Origin of the sequence: Nonomuraea sp. NPDC049624, assembly GCF_040675255.1 — a bacterium.
Taxonomy (GTDB): Bacteria; Actinomycetota; Actinomycetes; order Streptosporangiales; family Streptosporangiaceae; genus Nonomuraea.
In genome coordinates this window covers 305,835-323,919 of the sequence record NZ_JBFAOR010000006.1, presented here as the reverse complement: position 1 = coordinate 323,919, position 18,085 = coordinate 305,835, and the positions used below count along the sequence as shown (strand labels likewise).

The 18,085-nt window shown below is 74.0% G+C and carries 19 protein-coding genes and 1 riboswitch; of the genes, 13 read left to right on the top strand and 6 right to left on the bottom strand.

Features of this window, described 5'->3' with window-relative positions:
* Positions 1-581: 581 nt before the first annotated feature.
* A complete protein-coding gene (locus AB0J76_RS26160; protein WP_352326779.1) occupies positions 582-1,424 on the bottom strand; it encodes a deoxyribonuclease IV in 843 nt (280 codons plus the stop codon).
* A gap of 145 nt (positions 1,425-1,569) precedes the next feature.
* Between AB0J76_RS26160 and uraD the strand changes: the two genes are divergently transcribed.
* The 7 genes from uraD to AB0J76_RS26125 are packed head-to-tail and all read left to right on the top strand — an operon-like array spanning position 1,570 to position 6,226.
* Complete coding sequence (gene uraD, locus AB0J76_RS26155) at positions 1,570-2,091, top strand: 2-oxo-4-hydroxy-4-carboxy-5-ureidoimidazoline decarboxylase (protein WP_352326778.1); 522 nt, start codon at positions 1,570-1,572, stop codon at positions 2,089-2,091.
* Positions 2,088-2,387, top strand: a complete 300-nt coding sequence (gene uraH / locus AB0J76_RS26150; RefSeq protein ID WP_352326777.1) for a hydroxyisourate hydrolase — start codon at positions 2,088-2,090, stop codon at positions 2,385-2,387. The genes uraD and uraH overlap by 4 nt, the downstream gene beginning before the upstream one ends.
* Positions 2,388-3,251: a factor-independent urate hydroxylase gene (pucL, locus tag AB0J76_RS26145; RefSeq protein WP_352326776.1), complete on the top strand. Its 864-nt coding sequence runs from the start codon at positions 2,388-2,390 to the stop codon at positions 3,249-3,251. It abuts the gene before it with no gap.
* Positions 3,252-3,256: 5 nt separating this feature from the next.
* Positions 3,257-4,117 carry a xanthine dehydrogenase family protein subunit M gene (locus AB0J76_RS26140; protein WP_352326775.1) on the top strand — a complete coding sequence of 287 codons (861 nt, stop codon included), beginning with the start codon at positions 3,257-3,259 and terminating at the stop codon, positions 4,115-4,117.
* Entirely contained in the window at positions 4,117-4,587 is a 471-nt protein-coding gene (locus AB0J76_RS26135) for a (2Fe-2S)-binding protein (RefSeq protein WP_352326774.1), read from the top strand. Before AB0J76_RS26140 ends, AB0J76_RS26135 begins: the two co-directional genes overlap by 1 nt.
* The gene (locus AB0J76_RS26130) at positions 4,584-5,966 is read left to right on the top strand and encodes an 8-oxoguanine deaminase (RefSeq protein WP_352326773.1); all 1,383 of its coding nucleotides are present in this window, start codon (positions 4,584-4,586) and stop codon (positions 5,964-5,966) included. The genes AB0J76_RS26135 and AB0J76_RS26130 overlap by 4 nt, the downstream gene beginning before the upstream one ends.
* A gap of 47 nt (positions 5,967-6,013) precedes the next feature.
* On the top strand, positions 6,014-6,226 hold the full coding sequence (locus AB0J76_RS26125; RefSeq protein ID WP_352326772.1) for an EF-hand domain-containing protein: 213 nt from the start codon (positions 6,014-6,016) through the stop codon (positions 6,224-6,226).
* A 45-nt stretch (positions 6,227-6,271) separates the two neighbouring features.
* Here AB0J76_RS26125 and AB0J76_RS26120 read toward each other — a convergent pair whose 3' ends face one another.
* Positions 6,272-7,423 carry a winged helix DNA-binding domain-containing protein gene (locus AB0J76_RS26120; RefSeq protein WP_352326771.1) on the bottom strand — a complete coding sequence of 384 codons (1,152 nt, stop codon included), beginning with the start codon at positions 7,421-7,423 and terminating at the stop codon, positions 6,272-6,274.
* 264 nt (positions 7,424-7,687) lie between these two features.
* Here AB0J76_RS26120 and AB0J76_RS26115 point away from each other — a divergent pair, with 264 nt between their 5' ends.
* From AB0J76_RS26115 to alc, 3 genes are read left to right on the top strand one after another with little or no spacing between them, the layout of a single operon-like run.
* Positions 7,688-8,830, top strand: coding sequence for a glycerate kinase (locus tag AB0J76_RS26115; RefSeq protein ID WP_352326770.1), 1,143 nt, complete (start codon positions 7,688-7,690; stop codon positions 8,828-8,830).
* Positions 8,827-10,137 (top strand): allantoinase AllB, encoded by a 1,311-nt coding sequence (gene allB, locus AB0J76_RS26110; RefSeq protein ID WP_352326769.1) that lies wholly within the window; start codon positions 8,827-8,829, stop codon positions 10,135-10,137. The genes AB0J76_RS26115 and allB overlap by 4 nt, the downstream gene beginning before the upstream one ends.
* Positions 10,138-11,109 carry an allantoicase gene (gene alc, locus AB0J76_RS26105; RefSeq protein ID WP_352326768.1) on the top strand — a complete coding sequence of 324 codons (972 nt, stop codon included), beginning with the start codon at positions 10,138-10,140 and terminating at the stop codon, positions 11,107-11,109.
* Between the two features lie 9 nt (positions 11,110-11,118).
* Here alc and pknB read toward each other — a convergent pair whose 3' ends face one another.
* The 4 genes from pknB to AB0J76_RS26085 form a co-directional block, all read right to left on the bottom strand.
* Positions 11,119-13,047, bottom strand: coding sequence for a Stk1 family PASTA domain-containing Ser/Thr kinase (gene pknB, locus AB0J76_RS26100; protein ID WP_352326767.1), 1,929 nt, complete (start codon positions 13,045-13,047; stop codon positions 11,119-11,121).
* A gap of 149 nt (positions 13,048-13,196) precedes the next feature.
* Positions 13,197-13,952 (bottom strand): thiazole synthase, encoded by a 756-nt coding sequence (locus AB0J76_RS26095; protein ID WP_364390689.1) that lies wholly within the window; start codon positions 13,950-13,952, stop codon positions 13,197-13,199.
* Positions 13,945-14,145: a sulfur carrier protein ThiS gene (gene thiS / locus AB0J76_RS26090; RefSeq protein ID WP_352331034.1), complete on the bottom strand. Its 201-nt coding sequence runs from the start codon at positions 14,143-14,145 to the stop codon at positions 13,945-13,947. The genes AB0J76_RS26095 and thiS overlap by 8 nt, the downstream gene beginning before the upstream one ends.
* On the bottom strand, positions 14,142-15,611 hold the full coding sequence (locus tag AB0J76_RS26085; protein ID WP_352331036.1) for an FAD-dependent oxidoreductase: 1,470 nt from the start codon (positions 15,609-15,611) through the stop codon (positions 14,142-14,144). The genes thiS and AB0J76_RS26085 overlap by 4 nt, the downstream gene beginning before the upstream one ends.
* Positions 15,601-15,717: riboswitch (TPP riboswitch) on the bottom strand. It overlaps the preceding gene by 11 nt.
* A gap of 52 nt (positions 15,718-15,769) precedes the next feature.
* On the opposite strand from AB0J76_RS26085, the gene AB0J76_RS26080 reads away from it, so the two are divergent.
* From AB0J76_RS26080 to thiE, 3 genes are read left to right on the top strand one after another with little or no spacing between them, the layout of a single operon-like run.
* Entirely contained in the window at positions 15,770-16,939 is a 1,170-nt protein-coding gene (locus AB0J76_RS26080) for an FAD-dependent oxidoreductase (RefSeq protein WP_358294043.1), read from the top strand.
* Between the two features lie 30 nt (positions 16,940-16,969).
* Positions 16,970-17,344, top strand: a complete 375-nt coding sequence (locus AB0J76_RS26075) for an Rv2175c family DNA-binding protein (RefSeq protein WP_352331275.1) — start codon at positions 16,970-16,972, stop codon at positions 17,342-17,344.
* Positions 17,322-17,993, top strand: coding sequence for a thiamine phosphate synthase (thiE, locus tag AB0J76_RS26070; RefSeq protein WP_352331277.1), 672 nt, complete (start codon positions 17,322-17,324; stop codon positions 17,991-17,993). The genes AB0J76_RS26075 and thiE overlap by 23 nt, the downstream gene beginning before the upstream one ends.
* Positions 17,994-18,085: the final 92 nt, after the last annotated feature.

The following is an 18,085-nucleotide window of genomic DNA, read 5'->3' as shown; positions in this document are numbered from 1 at the left end:
TGGGTGGGCGTGAAGCTGGGCGTGTCCGGCGGGCGCCGGGCCCCCGGCCGCCGGGTCGTCTGCCGGCGCGATGGTAAAAGATTTCCCAGGTCACGTCGGGGGCGGGCCCTTGGCGGCGGTTCCCGCGATGCCCTTCAGGTGCCCGCCGGCCGCTGGGAGGACCCATGAATCTGCCGTTCGTCGCTCGCCGGTGACCGCTCGCCGCCCGGCCACCCTCCGTATGTCGATGACTACAGACCGCTCAGCGAGCTGACCGTAAACAGGGTTTCGCCCACAAGATCGCGACCGTAGTGTTTCGGCATCGAAGCCACCCGGCGCATCGGGGGGGACGGGCCGCAAGGCCCAAGCAAGGGCCTGATGCGTCGGCTTCACCGGTGACCAGCCAGGTCACCACGGCTGTCGGGCCTTTGACCGGGGGGTAGGGCCCGCCTGCCGATCAGGTGAAGGGGCGCCTGCGGAGGCCACGGACCCCGGCCCCGCGATCCGGCCTTCGGGGGCGGCCGGATCGTGCGAGCAGGCGCCCCTATCACGATTGATGACCAGGAGGGGCTTTCATCCCCGTTGCCGGGGATCGCCCCGGGTCAGCCCTCGTCGCGGAGCTTCTTCAGCAGCTCGATGTCCTCACGGTGCTTGTCGGCCTTGCCGGGCGTCTCGATGCAGATCGGCACGCCCGCCACCGCCGGATGCCGCATGATCTCGGCGAACGGCTGCGCGCCGATGTGGCCCGCGCCGATGTTCTCGTGCCGGTCCTTCTTGGCCCCGCACACGTCCTTGCTGTCGTTGGCGTGGATGAGCTTGAGCCGGCCGGGCGCGATGGCGTGCAGGGCGTCGAACGTCTCCCGCACCCCGCCCTCGGCGGCCAGGTCGTGGCCGGCGGCGAAGGCGTGGCAGGTGTCGAGGCAGACGCAGGCCCGCGGGTGCCAGTCGAGCGCGGCGAGATAGGGCTCCAGGTCCTGGACGGTCGCGCAGAGCATCGCGCCCTGGCCCGCCATGGGCTCCAGCAGCAGGTCGGGGCCGCCCTCGGGGATCTCGTCGAGCAGCGGCAGCAGGGTCTCGCGGATCTGCCGCAGCGCGTCGTCGCGGGACTGCGTGACGGCCGAACCGGTGTGGACGACGACGCCCTTGGCGCCGGTCTCCACCCCGCGCCGCAGCCCGTGGCGGACGACGGCGATGGAGTTGGCCAGCGTCTCGGGGTTGGGCGAGCCGAAGTTCACCAGGTACGGGACGTGGATGAAGGCGGTGACGCCGGACTCGGCGAGCTTGGCGTCCTCGGCGGGCTTGCCGTCGTTGAGCGCCCAGCCGCGCGGGTTGGTGACGAACACCTGGACCATCTCGGCGCCGATCTCGGCCATGTACTTCAGGCCGCCGGTCGCCAGGCCGCCGGTGACGGACACGTGCCCGCCGATCAGGGATGTCAAGGTCATGATGGCTCCCAGTGTAGGCGCAGCTCAGGGGCGTCCCGGCCGGGGCCGGGTTGGAGCATGACACGAAAAGTCCTGGCCATCCCGTTGCGTACTTGGGAGTTCTCACGGATGGACCGGGAACCGGGCCCGTGTGTGTACTGCTGACATGTGCAACTCCCTGGCCGCGTTCAACCGGCGGCCGCGCGCGGAGGCGGAGGCGGAGCTGCTGGCCTGCTGCGCCTCCCGCGCGTTCGCGGCGGCGGTGGCCGCCCGCAGGCCCTACGCCGCCCCGGAACGGCTCGCCGAGGCCGCCGAGGCGGCGGTGCGCGAGCTGGAGTGGCCCGACGTGCTGGAGGCGCTGGCGGCCCACCCGCGCATCGGGGAACGCCCCTCCGGGGACGGCCGGGAGTCGCGCTGGTCGCGCCAGGAGCAGGCGGGCGCGCACGCGGACGCGCCGGGGGCCGGGGAACTCCGGGCCGCGCTGGCCGCGGGCAACCGCGCGTACGAGGAGCGGTTCGGGTACGTCTACCTGGTCTGCGCCGCCGGCCTGAGCGGAGCCGAGCTGCTGGCCCGGCTACGCGCCCGGCTGGACAACGACGAGGAGACCGAGCGCGGGGTCGTCCGCGACGAACTGGTCAAGATCACCCGGCTCCGGCTGGGGAGGCTCATGGAAGGGGAGGGGAGATGAGCTTCTCGACGCACGTCCTGGACGCGGTCTCGGGCCGCCCGGCCGCCGGGGTGCGCGTCCGGCTGGAGCACGAGGGCCGCGTGCTGGCCCGGGGCAGCACCGACGACGACGGCCGGATCAAGGGCTGGGACACCGGGGAGGGCGTGCACCGCGTCGTCTTCGACACCGGCGCCTACCTGGCCGACACCTTCTACCCCGAGGTCGTCATCGCCTTCACCGTCACCGACCCCGGAGCCCACCACCACGTGCCGCTGCTGCTCAGCCCGTACGCCTACTCCACCTACCGAGGGAGCTAGATGACCGTCAAGCTCGGCCCCAACCGTTACGGCAAGGCGGAGACCAGGCTGGTCCACGTGGTCAGGGACGGGGCCGTCCACCACCTCAAGGACATCAACGTCAGCACCTCGCTGTCGGGCGACATGGAGGAGGTGCACAGGAACGGCAGCAACGCCGCCGTCCTGCCCACCGACACGCAGAAGAACACCGCCTACGCCTTCGCCAGGAAGCACGGCGTCGGCGAGATCGAGGACTTCGCCCTCTTACTGGCCCGCCACTACGTCCGCGCGCACCCGTCCATCCACCACGCCCGGGTGGAGATCGAGGAGTACGCCTGGAACCGCATCCCCGGCCCGTCGCGGCACTCCTTCGTGCGCGACGGCGGCGAGGTGCGCACCTGCGTCGTCCACCACGACAGGGACGGCCGCACCACCGTCGTGTCCGGCCTGACGGACCTGGTCGTGCTGAACTCGACCGGCTCGGAGTTCCACGGCTACCTCGTGGACGAGTACACCACCCTCCAGCCGACGACCGACCGCGTCCTGGCCACCGCGGTCACCGCCCGCTGGCGGCACATCGGGACGGGCGGGCGCCCGCCGTACGCGCAGGTGCGCGCCTGCCTGCTGGACGCCTTCGCGCAGACGCACAGCCTGTCGTTGCAGCAGACCCTCTACGCGATGGGCGAGCGGGTGCTGACGACCTGCCCGCAGGTCTGCGAGGTCCGGCTCACGCTGCCCAACAAGCACCACTTCCTGGTCGACCTGTCGCCGTTCGGCCTGGACAACGAGAACGAGGTCTTCTACGCCGCCGACCGTCCCTACGGGCTGATCGAGGGCAGTGTGCTGCGTGAGGACGCACCCGACGCGGGATTCGCCTGGGAGTGAGGACGATGGACTTTCTGCGGCCCACCACGTGGGCTGAGGCGCTGGCCGCCAAGGCGGACCGGCCCGGAGCGCTGCCCGTCCAGGGCGGCACCGACGTGATGGTCGAGATCAACTTCGACGTGCGCAGGCCGGAGGCGCTGCTCGACCTCAACCAGGTGGCCGAGCTGCGCGAATGGCACATGACCGACGGCATCTGCCGGATCGGGGCGGGGGTCACGTACGCCACGGTCGTGGACGAGCTGGGCGGCGTGCTGCCGGGGCTCGCGCAGGCCGCGCGCACGGTCGGCTCGCCGCAGATCCGCAACCGCGGCACGGTCGCCGGCAACCTCGGCGCGGCCTCGCCCGCGGGCGACAGCCATCCGCCGCTGCTGGCGGCGGGCGCGGTCGTCGAGGCCGAGTCGCGCGAGCGCGGCACCCGGCTGATCCCCGCGGCCGAGTTCTACCTCGGGGTCAAGCGCACCGCCCTGGAGCCGGACGAGCTGATCAGGGCCGTGCGCGTCGAACCCGCCCAGGGGCCCCAGTACTTCTCCAAGGTCGGCACGCGCAACGCCATGGTGATCGCGGTGTGCTCGTTCGCGGTCGCGCTGCACCCCGGCCAGCGGCGGGTCGGCACCGGGATCGGCTCGGCCGCGCCCACGCCGCGCCGCGCCCTGGAGGCGGAGGACCTGCTGGCCAGGGAGCTGGACTGGCACGCCCCGCTCGACCCCGCGCTGCTGGCCCGCTTCGGCGAGCTGTGCGCGCGGGCCGCCGCGCCGATCGACGACGTGCGCGGCACCGCCGCCTACCGGGTGCACGCGCTCGGCGTGATGGCCCGGCGCACGCTCACCTGGGCCTGGACCGACCACCTCGCGAGGAGGGCCGCCTGATGCGCCTGAACGTCACCGTCAACGGCCGCGCCCACAGCGTGGACGACGTCTGGGAGGGGGAGAGCCTGCTGTACGTGCTGCGCGAGCGGATCGGGCTCCCCGGCTCCAAGAACGCCTGCGAGCAGGGCGAATGCGGCTCGTGCACGGTCCGTCTCGACGGGCTGCCGGTCTGCTCGTGCCTGGTCGCCGCCGGGCAGGCCGAGGGACGGCAGGTGCGCACGGTCGAGGGGCTGGCCGCCGGCGACCGGCTCGACCCGGTGCAGGAGGCGTTCGTCGAGTGCGGGGCCGTGCAGTGCGGGTTCTGCACCCCCGGGCTCGTCGTACAGGCCCATGACCTGCTCGAACGCGTGCCCCGGCCGTCCGACGCGGAGATCCGCGAGGCGCTGGCGGGCAACCTGTGCCGCTGCACCGGCTACGAGAAGATCCTCGACGCGGTCCGGCTGGCCGCCGCGCGGAAGGCGTCCCGATGACCCTGCTGATCGAGAACGTGCACATCGCGCCCGTCGCCGGCCCCGAGATCCCCTCGGGCCACCTCGTCGTCGAGGGCGACCGGATCGCCGCGCTCGGCCCCGGCCCCGCGCCCGCCACCCCCGGCGCCCGGCGCGTGGACGGCTCCGGCTGCCTGGCCACCCCCGGCCTGGTCAACACCCACCACCACCTCTACCAGTGGGCCTCCCAGGGGCTGGCCCAGGACGCCACCCTGTTCGAGTGGCTGGTGGCGCTCTACGACGTCTGGGCCGCCATGGACGCCGAGGTCGTCAGGGGCGCGGCCACGGCCGGGCTCGGCTGGCTGGCGCTGTCCGGCTGCACCACCTCCAGCGACCACCACTACGTCTTCCCCAAGGGCCGCGGCGACCTGCTCGCGGCCGAGGTCGAGGCGGCGCGGGAGATCGGCCTGCGCTTCCACCCGGCGCGCGGCTCGATGGACCTGGGCCGCTCGCAGGGCGGGCTGCCGCCGGACGAGGTGGTCGAGCAGCTCGACGACGTGCTGGCCGCGACGGCCGAGGCGGTGGACGCCCACCACGACCCGTCGCCGTCCTCGATGGTGCGGGTCGCGGTCGCGCCGTGCTCGCCCTTCTCGGCCAGCGCCGAGCTGATGACGGAGTCGGCGGCCCTGGCCAGGGCCAAGGGCGTCCGCCTGCACACCCATCTGGCCGAGACGCTCGACGAGGACGAGCACTGCGCCGAGCGGTTCGGCCTGCGTCCGGTCGACTACCTGGACAAGCTCGGCTGGCTGGGGCCCGACGTGTGGCTCGCGCACGCCGTGCACCTCAGCGACGCCGACATCGCCAAGCTCGCCCGCACCGGCACGGGCGCGGCCCACTGCCCCTCCTCCAACGGCCGCCTGGGCAGCGGGATCGCCCGTGTGTCGGAGATGCTGCGCATGGGGGTGAACGTCGGCCTCGGCGTGGACGGCAGCGCCTCCTCCGAGCTGACCTCGCTGGCCGGGGAGATGCGGCAGGCCCTGCTGTTCCAGCGGGCCCGGTACGGCCCCCGCGCGCTGTCGGCCCGCCAGGCGCTGGAGCTGGCCACCCTGGGCGGGGCGCGCAACCTGGGCCGTGAGGCCGAGCTCGGCTCGCTGGAGCCGGGCAAGCTGGCCGACGTCGTCCTGTGGCGGACCGGCGGGCCCTTCACCGCCGCCGTGGCCGACCCGGTGTGCGCGCTGGTGTTCGGGCCCCCGCCGCCGGTGGCCCGCGTCCTGGTCGGCGGCCGGACCGTGGTCGAGGACGGCGAGCTGCGCACGACGTCCCACGACGCGGCCGGACGGGCGGGCGCCGAGGCCCACCGCAGGCTGATGCGGCTGGCGGCCGAGCGCGGGCACTCGGCGGGCAGGGAGATCCAGCACTAGGGTGGTGAACGTCCGGAACGTGATATTCGGTACCGAAAGGCGGTCCCGTGTCGGCAGAACTCCCCGCTGAGCGGCTGGCGCAGCTCAAGAGCACCTTCGCCGAGATCGACACCGACGGCGACGGCTTCGTCAGCGAGGCCGAGCTGAAGCGGCACTTCCCCGACCTGCCCGCCGAGGCCCTCGGGGCGCTGAGCCAGGAGGCCGACAGCGACCAGGACGGGCGTTACTCGCTGGAGGAGTTCATCCGCGTGGTCTCCTGACGCCCTACTCCGCCGGCGCGCGTTCCAGGGGCGTGCGCTGACGCCCTACTCCGCCAGCGCGCGCTCCAGGGGCGTGCGGAAGCGCGGGGTGATCCGCACGCCGCCGAGCCAGGAAGCCAGGCCGGCGATCTCGGCCTCCACGGCCGCCACGGCCTCGGAGCCCAGGTCGGTGAGCGCCCGCCAGACGATCTCGCCGCCGGGCCGCTGCCCCCAGCCGCCGACGACCCGCCCGTCCCACCACACGGTCGGGCCGACGTTGCCGCTGCGGTCGAACAGCTCGGCCCGGTGCTCCTTCGGCAGGTACCAGTCGCGGCCCTGCCAGCCCATCGGCGTCGGGTCCAGGGCGGGCAGCAGCGCCGCCCACGGCTCGGGCTCGGGCGTCTCGTCCAGATCGCCGGGCAGGACGTAGCCCGCGCCCTCGTCCAGCTCGACCTCCACCGCGCCGACGGCCGCCAGCGCGGCCCGCACCTCGCGCAGCGTCCAGCCGGTCCACCACTTGACGTCGGCCTCCGTGCCGGGGCCGAACGCGGCCAGCCAGCGGCGCACCAGCTCCGCCTGGGCCTGCGGGACCGTGGACTCCTCCATGGGCGGGGCGACGGCCCACAGGTGCTGCGTGCTCGTCCACGAGCCGGACGGGCGGCCCTGGCGGACGAGCCGGCCCTCCATGCCCATCAGCGTGATCAGCCGCTGCCCGACGCTGTGCACCGCCTCGTACGGCTTGCCCACGGCCACCCGGAACTGCTCGCGCAGCCGCGGCTCCAGCAGGCCCAGCCGTGCCGCCGTCGCCGTGCCCTCCTCGGCCAGGACGCGCAGCACCGACGACTCCACGTCGGCCAGCCATGTCTCGTCCCAGCCGCCGGCCGCGGTGAGCTCCTTGACCAGCGCCCTGCGCACCTTCGTGGCGACCGCGAGCGTGGAGGAGTGGTGCACGACGGGCACCAGCGCGGCCGGGACCACGAACACCGTGCGGCGCATCCCGTGCATGCGCACCAGCGTGCGGTCCTCGTACAGGGCCCGCTCGACCGGCTCGATCCCGGGCGCGGTGAGCCGGGCGCCCGCCGACAGGAACACGGTCGCCGGGTCGGTGGCGTGCAGCACCACCACGGAGGCCGTCGCCTCCTCCGGCGTCGCCGCCTTGGCCGCCAGGCTGTGGCGCACGCCCAGCCGGCGCCGCCTCTCCCGCTCAGATATGCGCATGAAACGCCTCCTTACGGGATGTGAGCCTAATTGGAGGATCACACACCTCAGAACCCGCCAAAGCCGCTCAGATTCGTGCTCGCGGCCCATGGGCGGCGGGCGCGGCCGCCTGTTTCACTGAGGGCGCCTACCCTCGGCCGCCGCCGGCCGGGGGGCTGATGTGATGATGAGTCACGCCTTCCTGCCCGCTCGCACCGGGCAGGAAGGCGTGTCCGGCCATTGTTCAGCATCTTGTGGGAGTTCGTAGTGGTAAAGCAGGTTCTGGTGGCACCCGACAAGTTCAAGGGCTCCCTCACGGCCGCCGAGGTCGCGGCGCGGGTGTCGGCGGGGCTCGGGGTGCCCACGGTCGAGCTGCCGGTCGCCGACGGCGGCGACGGCACCGTCGAGGCGGCCGTGGCCTGCGGGTTCGACCGCGTCACCGTGGAGGTCACCGGGCCCACCGGCGAACGCGTGAGCGCGGCGTACGCCTGGCGGGCGGCCGGCGGCACGGCGACGGCTGTGATCGAGCTGGCCGAGGCGTCCGGGCTGCGGCGGCTGTCCGCCGGCCCCGCCCCCTTGACCGCCACCTCCTACGGCACCGGAGAGCTGATTGCCGACGCCCTGCGCAGGGGTGCCCGGCGGGTCGTCCTCGGGCTCGGCGGCAGCGCCTGCACCGACGGGGGAGCGGGCCTGGTCCGGGCGCTCGGCGCGCGCCTGCTCGACGACGACGGCGCCGAGCTGCCCGACGGCGGCGCCGCGCTGCGCGGGCTGGCCCGCATCGACCTGTCCGGGTTCGCCGACGTCTCCGGGGTGGAGTTCGTGGTGGCGAGCGACGTCGACAACCCGCTGCTCGGCCCGCACGGAGCCGCCGCCGTCTACGGGCCGCAGAAGGGCGCGACCCCTGAGGACGTCAAGGTGCTGGAGGCGGGCCTGTCCCGGCTGGCCGCCGTCGCCACCCAGACCCACGGCCTGGTCGGCGCCGTCGAGCACGACGACACCCCGCGCGCCATGGGCGTCGCCGGAGCCCCCGGGGCGGGCGCGGCGGGCGGCGTCGGGTTCGCGGCGCTGGCCTTCCTCCACGCCGAGCTGCGGCCCGGCATCGAATACCTGCTCGACCTGCTCGGCTTCGGCGCGCTCGTCCAGGACGCCCGACTGGTGATCACCGGCGAGGGCTCGCTCGACGAGCAGTCCCTGCGCGGCAAGGCGCCGATCGGCGTGGCCCAGGCGGCGGCCAGGGCGGGCGTGCCGGTGATCGCGGTCTGCGGCCGGCGCACCCTCGGCGACACCGAGCTCAAGGACGCCGGCATCGAGGCCGCCTACGCCCTGACCGACCTGGAGCCCGACCCGGCCCGCTGCATGGCCGAGGCCGGGCCGCTGCTGGAACGCCTGGCCGCCCGCGTGGCCGCCGAGCACTTGGAGGGCAGATGACCGTCCACGACCTCGTCGTCCGCTCCCGCAGGGTGGTCACGCCCGAGGGGGAGCGGGCCGCGGCCGTGGCCGTACGGGGCGAACGCGTCGAGGCCCTGTACGACTACGCCGAGCCCCTCGACGCCGCCGAGGACATCGACCTGCGCGACCTGCCCCTGCTCCCCGGTCTGGTGGACACGCACGTGCACGTCAACGAGCCGGGCCGCACCCACTGGGAGGGCTTCGCCTCGGCCACCAGGGCGGCCGCCGCGGGCGGCGTCACCACGATCGTGGACATGCCGCTCAACTCCCTGCCGCCGACCGTCAGCGTGGAGGCCCTGGAGGCCAAGCTGCGGGCCGCCCGCGGGCAGTGCCACGTGGACGTGGCGTTCTGGGGCGGCGCGGTCCCCGGCAACCTCAAGGAGCTGCGGCCGCTGCACGAGCGCGGCGTCCGGGGCTTCAAGTGCTTCATGTCCCCGTCGGGCGTCGAGGAGTTCCCGCCGCTCGCCACGGCCGAGCTGCGGGCGTTGCTGAGCGAGGTCGCCGGGTTCGGCGGGCTCGTCGTCGTGCACGCCGAGGACCCCGAGCTGCTGGCCGAGCCGGGCGGGCCGACGTACCGGGAGTTCCTGGAGTCGCGGCCGGGAGCCGCCGAGCGCAGCGCGGTCGCCAAGGTCGTCGCGCTGGCCGCCGAGACCGGCGCGCGCGTGCACGTCCTGCACGTCTCCAGCGCCGAATGCCTCGACGTGCTGGCGCGGGCCCAGGCCGACGGGGTGGCGGTCACGGCCGAGACCTGCCCCCACTACCTGACGCTGGAGGCCGAGCAGGTGCCCGAGGGGCGCACGGCGTACAAGTGCTGCCCGCCCATCCGCTCGCGCGCCAACCGCGAGCTGCTGTGGGACGGCCTGGCCCGCGGCGTGCTGAGCAGCGTCGTCTCCGACCACTCGCCCTCGCCCGCCGACCTGAAGGTGCCCGACTTCGCCGCCGCCTGGGGCGGTGTCGCCTCCCTCCAGCTCGGCCTGTCCGCGGTCTGGACGGAGGCCGCCCGGCGCGGCCACACCCTCGCCGACGTCGTGCGCTGGATGTCGGCCGCGCCCGCCGAGACGGCCCGGCTCCCCGGCAAGGGCGCGATCCGCCCCGGCGGCGACGCCGACCTGGTCGCCTTCGACCCCGACGCCGACAACCCGGTGGACGCCGCCCGCCTGCACCACCGCAACCCCGTCACCCCCTACCACGGCCGCCTGCTCAAGGGCGCGGTGCTGACCACCTGGCTGCGCGGCCGTCCCGTGGACGGCGAGCCGCACGGCCGCCTCATCCTGGGGGAGCAGTAGATGCCCGGCTTCACCGCCCTGCCCGACCTGGCGCTGCGCACCCTCGGCGGCGCGGTCGTGGCGGCCAGCGACGAGTCCTTCGCCGAGAAGGAGAGCCTGATCAGGCCGGGCCGCCCCGGCTTCCGCGCCGAGACGTTCGGCAACAAGGGGCAGGTCTACGACGGCTGGGAGACCCGCCGCCGCCGCACGCCCGGCCACGACTGGGCGCTGGTGCGGCTGGGCCTGCCGGGCGCGATCCGCGGCGTGGTGATCGACACGGCCTGGTTCAAGGGCAACTACCCGCCGTACGCCTCGGTCGAGGCCGCCGCCGTGCCCGGCCATCCCTCGCCCGCCGAGGTGGCCGCCGCCGACTGGACGGAGATCGTCCCGAGGACCGCGCTCAGGGGCGACGCCGAGCACCACGTCGAGGTCACCGGCGACGACACCCGCTACACCCACGTCCGCCTGAACATCTACCCCGACGGCGGCATCGCCCGCCTGCGGGTGCACGGCGAGGTACGCCCCGACCTGTCCGTCTACGACGGGCTGAGCCTCGACCTGGCCGCCCTCCAGAACGGCGGCCTGGTCACCGCCTGCTCCGACGAGTTCTACTCCGCGCCGAACAACGTCATCGCCCCCGGCCTGGCCCGCCACCAGGCAGAGGGCTGGGAGACCGCGCGCCGCCGCGAGCCGGGCAACGACTGGCTGCTCATCCGCCTGGCCGCGCCGGGCCTGCTGCGTCTGGCCGAGATCGACACCACGAACCTGATCTTCAACGCCCCCGGCCACGTCGCGCTCACCGGGCTGTCCGGCGGTCTGTCCGGCGGTCTGTCCGGCGGGCGCGAGGTCACGCTGCTGCCGAAGACCCGGCTGCAGCCCGACGCGCCCCACCGCTTCCGGCTAGGCCACCCCGAACCGGTCACCCACGTACGGGTCGACATCTACCCCGACGGCGGGCTGGCCAGGGTGCGCCTGCACGGGCACCTGGCCTGACCCGGCGCGCTACTGCCAGAGGAAGACGGTCGCGCCGGGCGGCCGCTCACTGTTCGGTAACGGCCGCTGGTACTGCACGACGCCGCCGTTGGCCAGCCGCTGGACCCGCACGCGGAAACCCAGCGACTCCAGCTCCGACTTGGCGTCCTTGACGTTCTTGCCGATGACCGCGGGCACCAGGCGGAACTCCTGGTCGTCGCGGGCCTCGTTGTCGCCCTTGAACCAGTCCCAGAAGTCGGTCTGGCAGCGCGCCACCGTGATCATCGCGGGGGTGCCCTTGTCGACCTCGGACTTGGCCTTCGGCGCCTGGGCGATGACCGTGCACGGCTCGGCGTCGTCGTCGACCTCGTTGACCTGCACCTGGAAGCCCTGGCCCCCGAGGTAGGCGGCGGCCTCGTCCTTCGGCATGCCGGTGACGTCGGGCATCACCATGCCGGCGCTCACGAAGATGCCGACCTTCGCGCCCTCCTTGACCTTCTCGCCGGCCTCGGGAGAGCTGCGGATCACCTTGTTCCGCTCGACCTCGCCGTTGGGCAGGCGCTTGACGCTGCCCACGGTGAGCCCGGCCTCGGCGATCTTGATGCGGGCCTCGTCGCTGGTCAGGCCCCTGACGCTGGGGACGATCACCCGCTTGGGGCCGAGCGAGGGCACCAGCGTGATCGTGCTGCCGCTCTCCAGCTCGGTCTTGCCCTCGGGGTCGGTACGCAGCACCAGCCCCTCGGGGGTGTCCTCGTCGTACTCGCCGGCGACCTTGTTGACCTTGAAGCCCTTGCCCGTGGCGGTGCGCTCGGCGACCACCATGTTCTGGCCGACCAGGTCGGGCACCTGCACGTACTTGGTCTGGGAGAAGTACCAGCCGGTCAGCGCCACCGCGACGACCATGACCGCGGCGAGCGCGACCAGGAACCAGTTGGGCCGGAACGAACGTCCGGACGGCGGCGGCGGCGACACCGGCGGCGTCACCTCGGCGCGCGGCTGGATCAGCGTGTGGGCGGGCGCGGCCAGCGGCATCGACGGGGCGCCCGCGCCGCTCGGCCGCGGCGGCATCGACTGGTTGAACACCGCCGTCATGGCCGGCGGGGTGCTCAGCCGGGGCAACATCCGGTGGGCGTCGACCGCCTCCACCAGCATCGCCGTGGCGTCGGCCGGGCGGTCGTGGGGCTCGCGGGCCGTGGCGTGCCCGACCAGCGTGTCGATCAGCGGCGGCACCTCGGGCACCAGCGACGACGGCGGCGGCACCGTGTCGTGCACGTGCCGGTAGGCCACCGACATCGGCGTCTCGCCGTCGTAGGGCTGCTGCCCGGTCACCAGCTCGAACAGCATGATGCCCGCGGCGTAGACGTCGCTGCGCACGTCGGCGCCGCCGGTGGTGACCTGCTCGGGCGACATGTAGCCGATCGTGCCGATCATCACGCCGGTACGGGTCTGGTTGGTCGCCTCGATCGCCCTGGCCAGCCCGAAGTCGACGACCTTGACCCGGCCGTCGTCGGTCATCAGCACGTTCTCGGGCTTCACGTCGCGGTGGACCATCCCGGCCTGGTGGGCCGCGCCCAGGGCGGCCAGCACCGGGATCATGATCTCCAGCGCCTCGCGGGCGGGCAGCCTGCCGCGCTCGCGCAGGATGTCGCGCAGCGTGCGGCCCGGCACGTACTCCATCGACAGGTAGACGACGTCGGTGTCGGTGCCCTGGTCGAAGACGTGCACCACGTTGGGGTGGGACAGGCTGGCCACCGACTTGGCCTCGCCGATGAACCTGCGGACGAAGGCCGGGTCCTCGGCGAGCGAGCGGTGCATGACCTTCAACGCGACAGTGCGATCCAGCCGGACGTCGAGCGCCAGGTAGACGGTCGCCATACCGCCCCGGGCGATCCGGCTCTCGATGCGGTAACGCCCATCGAGGAGCCGCCCGACCAGGGGGTCCGCAGTCGTCTTATCCACCACCCCCCTGAGTTTACGGGCGTTTTGCCACCGGCAGGGCCCGCGCGCCCGAAACCGATGCGGAGACGTTCCCGCGGAAGCGGCCCCGACCGGCGGGAGGGCCGGCGCGAGCCGGCCCGCCGGGGGCCAGGGGTGTCTCCCGGGCGTCGCTAGGGGGTCGTCGGCGAGGACGCCTCGGCGTAGCGCCGGCGCGGGATCCGGCCCGCCTGCCGCGCCTGGCGTCCGGCCGCCACGGCCGCCCTCATCGCCGAGGCCATGAGCTCGGGCCGCTGTGCCCGGGTGACCGCCGTGGCCAGCAGCACCGCGTCGCAGCCCAGCTCCATGGCCAGGGCGGCGTCGCTGGCCGTGCCGATGCCGGCGTCGAGGATCACCGGCACCCCGGCGGCCTCCACGATCAGCTCGATGTTGTGCGGGTTCCTGATCCCGAGCCCCGAGCCGATCGGCGCGCCCAGCGGCATCACCGCCGCGCAGCCGGCCTGCTCCAGCCGCCGCGCCAGCGCCGGGTCGTCGCCGATGTACGGCAGCACCACGAACCCGTCGGCCACCAGCCGCTCGGCCGCGTCGAAGGTCTCGATCGGGTCGGGCAGCAGCGTGCGCTCGTCGGAGATGACCTCGAGCTTGACCCAGTTCGTCCCCAGCGCCTCGCGGGCCAGCCGGGCCGTCAGCACGGCGTCGCCCGCGGTGAAGCAGCCCGCGGTGTTCGGCAGCACCTTGATGTCGCGGCGGCGCAGCACGTCGAGGACCGAGCCGCGGGCGCCGGGGTCGAGCCGCCGCATGGCCACCGTGGTCAGCTCGGTTCCCGAGGCGACCAGGGCCTGGTCGAGCACGTCCAGAGAGGGCGCGCCGCCGGTGCCCATGATGAGCCGGGAGGCGAACTTCTCCCCGGCGATGATCAGCTCATCCACCCTGCACCGCCGTCAGCACCTCGACGCGGTCGCGGTCGCCGAGCGCCGTCGTCTCCCACGAGCTCCGCGTGACCACCTCGTCGTTCACGGCCACGGCCACGCCGGTGGTGGCCGTGGTCAGCGTCCGTACGGCCTGGGCCACGGTGGTGCCGTCGGCCACCTCGTGCGCGGCGCCGTTGATCGTCACAATCATGAAATATCCCGAAATCTCGCGGGCGAGCACAGCGCGGCCAGCTCGCCCTCCTCACCCGTCAGAATCCCCGCGCCCGCCGAAAGCCCCGCGCCCGTCGAGAGCCCCGCCGTCTGGGCCGCAGTCCGGGCCGCCGTCTGTGTGCCTGTCCGGGCCGTTGCCGGGGGCGCCGTCGTCGCGGGCGGGGGCGTCGCGGGCGGTGTCAGCACCGCCGCCGTGACCAGGGCGGCCGTGAGGGGGGCCAGCAGCACCCCGCCCCGATGGTGGCCGGTCGCCAGCACCAGCCCCGGCGCCTCGCCCGCCCCGATGATCGGCAGGTTGTCGGGGGTGCCCGGACGCAGCCCGGCGACCACGTCGGCGACCTCCAGCTCGGTGACGCCCGGCACCAGCTCCCTGGCGTCGCGCAGCAGCTCGTAGAGCCCGCCCGCGGTCACCCGGGTGTCGAACCCCAGCTCCTCCTGGGTCGCCCCGAGCACCAGCTCGCCGTCGCCCCTGGGGACGAGGTAGACGGGCGTGCCGTGCACCGTCCCGCGTACGCACCGCCCGAGCAGCGGCTGCGCCGAGCGCAACCGCATGATCTGCCCCTTGACCGGCCGGACGGGCACGTCGGCCAGCTCCCCGCTCCACGCCCCGGCGGCCAGCACCACCCGCTCGGCCGCGATCTCCCGCACCGCCGGCTCAGGCTGACCGGGCACGGGCTCAAGCCGCACCCCCGTCACAGCGCCGCCGGTCCCGGAACTGCTCCAAGGGCTGGTCCCAGCGCCTGCCACGGCGTCTGGAACGGCGTCGCCGTCGCGCAGCAGTCCGGTCACCCGCGCCCGCACCACGGGCACGCCCAGCCGGTCGAGCGCGCCCAGCAGCGCCGCCGTGACCCGGCGCGGATCGACCCAGGCGTCACCGGGGGCCAGCAGCCCCCCGCGCACCGAAGGGGCCAGCATGGGCTCCAGACGGCGGCACTCGCGCCCGGTCAGCCGCTCGACCCGCAGCCCCAGCTTGTCCATGAACGCCGCCAGGTCGTCGAGCGCCGCGAGGTCGTCGGCCCCGAAGGCGACGTCGAGCGTGCCGTCGGCGCGCAGGTCGAGCGCCCGGCCGCCAGCCCCCTCCGGCCCGATCATCCCGAACGCGCCCCCGAACGCCTCCCCGGCCCTCGCCCCGGCCCCGCCACCGGGACCGCCGCTCAGCCCCGTGCCGAGACCTGCCCCAGAACCCGCACCGAAGTCCGGGCCGAGACCAGCGTCGGCGGCCAGCTCGGCGGCGAAGGACGGCCACCGCCGGAGCGAGGCGGCCCCCAGCCGCAGCAGCGGCTCCTCGGTGTAGGCGACCTCGCTGACGGGCGCCAGCATCCCGGCCGCCGCGTAGGACGCCCCGCGCCCCGGGGCCGGGTCGACCACCGTGACGGGCAGCCCCTCGCGGGCCAGCCGCCAGGCGATCGACAACCCGACGACCCCGCCGCCCACGATCACATTCATCCGCGCTCCCTTCGCCGGCATGATCCGGATCAGGTGTCTTGCGGTCGAAGGCCCGCTCAAGCCTTCCTCTCAGCCCGGTGACGGCCGGACTCCCGCGCGTCTTGCGCCTCCAGCCTACGGCCTCGGCGCGACGTGCCGGCACCGCCCCCGTTATGGTCATGAACGTGAACCATGTCGTAGTGGTGGGAGCGGGCCTGGCCGGGCTGCGCAGCGCGGAGGCGCTGCGCGGGCGCGGCTTCACCGGACGGATCACGCTGATCGGCCAGGAGCGCCATCGGCCCTACGACCGTCCGCCGTTGTCCAAGGCCGTCCTGTCCGGCGCGGCCGACTCCAGCTTCCTGGAGGCCGACCTCGACGCGCTGGAGGTCGACTTCTGGCCGGGCGTCACCGCCAAGGCGCTGCGCGAGGGCGTCGTGGAGACGACCGAGGGCGAGCTCGGCTACGACGGCCTGGTGATCGCCACCGGCACCGAGCCGATCACCGTGCCCGGCGACGGCCCCCAGCACGTCCTGCGCACTCTCGACGACGCCCACGAGCTGCGCGCCGGCCTGGTGGCCGGGGCCCACGTGGCGATCATCGGCGCCGGCTGGATCGGCGCCGAGGTCGCCACCGCCGCGCGCAAGGCCGGCTGCTCGGTGACCGTGATCGAGGCCGGCCCCGCCCCGCTGGCCAACGCCGTGGGCCCGGAGATCGGCGCCCGCACCCGACACTGGTACGACGGCATCGACCTGCGCCTGAACACCATGGTCGACGAGGTGGACGAGGGCGGCGTGCGGCTGGTGGGCGGCGAGTTCGTCCAGGCGCACGTGGTCGTCACGGGCATCGGCGTGCGCCCGGCCGTCGAATGGCTGGCCGGCTCCGACATCGACCTGCACAACGGCGTCGTCACCGACGAGCACCTGCGCACGTCCATGCCGAACGTGGTCGCCGCCGGAGACTGCGCGGCCTGGTGGTCGCGCCGCTACGGCGTCCGCCTGCGCGTCGAGCACTGGGACACCGCGCTCGGCTCGCCCGAGGTCGCCGCCGCGACCCTGCTGGGGGAGGAGGCCGTCTACGACCCGGCGCCCTACTTCTGGTCCGAGCAGTTCGGCCACATGGTCCAGTACATCGGCCACCACCCCTCCGGCGACCGCCTGCTCTACCGGGGCGAGCCCGAGGGCAAGTGGTCGGCCGTCTGGCTGACCTCCGGCGACACCCTCGCCGCCGTGCTCGCCGTCGACCGGCCCCGGGACTACGTGCAGGGCCGTAGGATCATCGAAGGCGGGCACCGCCTCGACACAGAACGCCTGGTAGATCCAGAGGTCCCCCTACGGGATTGTGTTGTTTGAGCAAGGACGGCATGTGGTAGTTGTGGTTTCGTGACGCTTTCTGTTGCACAGATCGACCGGGAGACCGACCAGCTCGTCGACGAGTGGCTCACTCTCCCCGAAGTGGCCTCACGCCTCGAGCTCTCGATCGGGCGGGCCAAGCAACTCCTCAAGGACCACAAGCTGCTCGGCGTGCGCCGCGGCGGCGGCGGGCCACAGGTTCCCGCGGTGTTCCTCGACGGTAAGGACGTGATGAAGGGCCTGCCCGGCACACTGACCGTGTTGCAGGACGCCGGCTACGACGACGTCGAGTCGCTGCGCTGGCTCTTCACCCCAGACGAGTCCCTGCCGGGGTCGCCCATCGAGGCGATCAAGGCCGGCCGTCACACGGAGGTCAAGCGGCGTGCCCAGGCCCTCGGTTTCTGAGGCCCGCCTCTATCTCTGCACCGACGGCCGCCGCGACCGCGGCGACCTGGCAGAGTTCCTCGACTCGGTGCTGGCCGGCGGCGTGGACATCATCCAGCTGCGGGAGAAGGGCCTGGAGGCACGCGAAGAACTCGCGCTCCTGGAAGTCTTCCGCGACGCCTGCGACCGGCACGGCAAGCTGCTGGCCGTCAACGACCGGGCGGACATCGCCTTCGCCGCCCGGCCCGACGTGCTCCACCTGGGGCAGGACGACCTTCCCGTGACGGTCGCGCGAGAGATACTCGGCGACGACATCGTCATCGGCCGGTCCACCCACTCCGTCGCCGAGGCGTCCGCCGCGGCCGTGGAGGAGGGCGTCGACTACTTCTGCTGCGGCCCGATCTGGCCCACGCCGACCAAGCCGGGCCGCCACGCGCCCGGCCCGGCGCTGCTGCGGCACGCGGCCTCGCTCGGACCGGCCCCCGGGTCGGCCGCGCCGCGGCCGTGGTTCGGAATCGGCGGCATCGACCTCACCAACCTCGACGAGGTCATGTCGTACGGCGTGAGCCGCGTGGTGGTCGTACGCGCGATCACCGACGCGGAGGACCCGGGGGCGGCGGCGGCCGAGTTCGCCAAACGCCTGACCGCGCCGAGTTCGCCGAACGCCTGACCGCGCCGAGTTCGCCGAACGCCTGACCCCTGACACACGACCGGGCGCCCGTCCACGACGGGCGCCCGCCGCTCCGCGCCGAGCCCGCCCGC

Excerpts from the sequence above, each read along its gene's own strand:
- allB (WP_352326769.1), top strand. The coding sequence starts at position 8,827 with ATGACCGTCCACGACCTCGTCGTCCGCTCCCGCAGGGTGGTCACGCCC.
- AB0J76_RS26080 (WP_358294043.1), top strand. The coding sequence starts at position 15,770 with ATGAACGTGAACCATGTCGTAGTGGTGGGAGCGGGCCTGGCCGGGCTG.
- alc (WP_352326768.1), top strand. The coding sequence starts at position 10,138 with ATGCCCGGCTTCACCGCCCTGCCCGACCTGGCGCTGCGCACCCTCGGC.
- AB0J76_RS26160 (WP_352326779.1), bottom strand. The coding sequence starts at position 1,424 with ATGACCTTGACATCCCTGATCGGCGGGCACGTGTCCGTCACCGGCGGC.
- uraH (WP_352326777.1), top strand. The coding sequence starts at position 2,088 with ATGAGCTTCTCGACGCACGTCCTGGACGCGGTCTCGGGCCGCCCGGCC.
- AB0J76_RS26085 (WP_352331036.1), bottom strand. The coding sequence starts at position 15,611 with ATGAATGTGATCGTGGGCGGCGGGGTCGTCGGGTTGTCGATCGCCTGG.
- thiS (WP_352331034.1), bottom strand. The coding sequence starts at position 14,145 with ATGATTGTGACGATCAACGGCGCCGCGCACGAGGTGGCCGACGGCACC.
- AB0J76_RS26120 (WP_352326771.1), bottom strand. The coding sequence starts at position 7,423 with ATGCGCATATCTGAGCGGGAGAGGCGGCGCCGGCTGGGCGTGCGCCAC.
- AB0J76_RS26135 (WP_352326774.1), top strand. The coding sequence starts at position 4,117 with ATGCGCCTGAACGTCACCGTCAACGGCCGCGCCCACAGCGTGGACGAC.
- pucL (WP_352326776.1), top strand. The coding sequence starts at position 2,388 with ATGACCGTCAAGCTCGGCCCCAACCGTTACGGCAAGGCGGAGACCAGG.
- AB0J76_RS26140 (WP_352326775.1), top strand. The coding sequence starts at position 3,257 with ATGGACTTTCTGCGGCCCACCACGTGGGCTGAGGCGCTGGCCGCCAAG.
- uraD (WP_352326778.1), top strand. The coding sequence starts at position 1,570 with ATGTGCAACTCCCTGGCCGCGTTCAACCGGCGGCCGCGCGCGGAGGCG.
- AB0J76_RS26130 (WP_352326773.1), top strand. The coding sequence starts at position 4,584 with ATGACCCTGCTGATCGAGAACGTGCACATCGCGCCCGTCGCCGGCCCC.